This is a genomic window from Actinotalea ferrariae CF5-4, assembly GCF_000603945.1.
Taxonomy (GTDB): Bacteria; Actinomycetota; Actinomycetes; order Actinomycetales; family Cellulomonadaceae; genus Actinotalea; species Actinotalea ferrariae.
Genome location: NZ_AXCW01000418.1, coordinates 1 through 1,997, shown reverse-complemented (window position 1 = coordinate 1,997; position 1,997 = coordinate 1). Strand labels below are relative to the sequence as shown.

Annotated in this window: 3 protein-coding genes; 1 reads left to right on the top strand and 2 read right to left on the bottom strand. The window is 77.1% G+C overall.

Annotation, left to right across the window (positions count from 1 at the left end; genetic code table 11):
* Positions 1-86: 86 nt before the first annotated feature.
* Both N866_RS18410 and N866_RS18405 read right to left on the bottom strand, forming a co-directional pair.
* A complete protein-coding gene (locus N866_RS18410) occupies positions 87-716 on the bottom strand; it encodes a LytR C-terminal domain-containing protein (protein ID WP_034229483.1) in 630 nt (209 codons plus the stop codon).
* A 31-nt stretch (positions 717-747) separates the two neighbouring features.
* Positions 748-1,062 (bottom strand): DUF3263 domain-containing protein, encoded by a 315-nt coding sequence (locus tag N866_RS18405; protein WP_034229481.1) that lies wholly within the window; start codon positions 1,060-1,062, stop codon positions 748-750.
* A gap of 155 nt (positions 1,063-1,217) precedes the next feature.
* Here N866_RS18405 and N866_RS18400 point away from each other — a divergent pair, with 155 nt between their 5' ends.
* On the top strand, positions 1,218-1,904 hold the full coding sequence (locus N866_RS18400) for a uracil-DNA glycosylase (RefSeq protein ID WP_034229479.1): 687 nt from the start codon (positions 1,218-1,220) through the stop codon (positions 1,902-1,904).
* Positions 1,905-1,997: the final 93 nt, after the last annotated feature.

Below are 1,997 nucleotides of genomic sequence, written 5' to 3'. Positions count from 1 at the left end.
CAGGCCGGTGGATCAGGGCTCAGGTCAGCCGAGGGCAGCGCGAGACCACCGTCGAGCCACCGCGAGGCCGGTGCGACGTGACCGGGTCACTCGGGGACGTAGTCGTCCGCCAGCACGGCCGTGACGCCGTCCACCGCCTCGGACAGCTCGACGAGGGCGATGCCGAGCGTCGCGGCCACCTCGGCCGCGGTGCCCTGGTCGGCGGGGTCGGCGTACAGCACCACCGAGGCGGCCGGGTCCTCGTCGTCCCAGTTGCCGGAGGTGACGGCGGTGAAGCCCGCGTCCTCCAGCCGGGCGGCGCCCCCACCGGCCAGACCGCCCCTGCCTGTCGCGTTGAGGACGACGACAGGGGTGCTCAGGTCGGGCTCGGGCAGCGGCGGCGGCTCCGGCGCGGGTTCCGTGGGGCTCTCCTCTGCCGGCGGCTGCTCCCCCTCGACGGGTCCCGGTTCGGTGGGCTCGGCGGGCTCGGCGGGCTCGGCGGGCTGCGAGGCCCCCACCTGCGGCTGCTCGACCGCGGTCCCGTCGCGCTGCAGGCCCTCCCACTCCGAGAGCCAGGTCACCACCCCGAACGCGAGGAGCGGGAACACCACGAGGACCGCGACCAGTGCGCCCCACCGGCTCCACCAGGAGCGCGGGGCGCGGTGCACGCCACGGGGACGCTCCTCCTGCGCGGCGGCGTCGAACTCGTCCGGCGGGTAGTCGTGGTGGCCCTTCACGCCGAGCAGGCTAGCGGCTGGGACGACCGCCTCAGCCGTCGATGCCGAGGCGACGCGCGGTACGGGCCCGCTGGCGCGAGCTGCGCATCCGTCGGAGCCGCTTGACCAGCATCGGGTCGTGCGCGAGGGCGGCCGGGGAGTCGATGAGCGCGTTGAGCACCTGGTAGTAGCGCGTGGCCGACATCTCGAAGAGCTCGCGGATCGCCTGCTCCTTCGCGCCCGCGTACTTCCACCACTGCCGCTCGAAGGCGAGGACCTGCTCGTCGCGCTCCGTCAGCGCCGTCCCGGTGCCGGCACGGTCCTGCGTCGCGGCGGCCGGTGCGAGGCTGGGTGAGGTCGTCGGCATGGTTCCTCCGGGGTGGTGCGGTCGGACCCATGCTAGGGCCGAATCACACCGGTGTCATTGGCCCCGGCGGGTCGCGGCACGACGCCGTCCGCGGCCTCGTCCGCCGGCCCCCGCCGGGGGGCGGAGCCCGCGCGGGCGGGTCTACGCTGCCCGGCGTGCCGCCCCGACCCCTGAGCGAGCTCGTCGCGCCCGACTGGGCCGCGGCGCTCGCCCCCGTCCAGGACCGCGTGCACGCGATCGGGGACGCGCTGCGGGCCGAGGTCGCGGCCGGGCACCGGTACCTGCCCGCCGGGCCCGACGTCCTGCGGGCGTTCACGCGCCCGCTGGCCGACGTCCGGGTGCTCGTCGTCGGGCAGGACCCCTACCCCACGCCCGGCCACGCGACGGGGCTCGCCTTCTCCGTGGCGCCCGACGTCCGGCCGCTGCCGCGCTCGCTGCAGAACATCTACCGCGAGCTCGCGGACGACGTCGGGGCCGCTCCCGGGCCGACGGGAGACCTCACGGGGTGGGCCGACCAGGGCGTGCTGCTGCTCAACCGCGTGCTCACGGTCCGTGAGGGGGCTCCGGGGTCGCACCGCACGCTGGGCTGGCAGGAGGTCACGGAGCGGGCCGTGCGGGCCCTGGTGGAGCGCGGCGGTCCGCTGGTCGCCCTGCTGTGGGGCCGCGACGCCCAGGGCGTCCGGCCGTTCCTCGGGGACACGCCCGTCGTCGCCGGCGTGCACCCCAGCCCGCTGTCGGCCTCGCGCGGGTTCTTCGGCTCGCGGCCGTTCTCCGCCGTGGACCGCCTGCTGGCGGAGCAGGGCGCGGCACCGGTCGACTGGGCCCGCGCCGGCCGGACGTGACCCGGGCGACCGACCCGGCGCAGACTGGCCCGGTGACCCGCACGCCCGGACCCGACCTGCCGCTGACCTCCCCCGCCGCGCCGCCCGGCACCG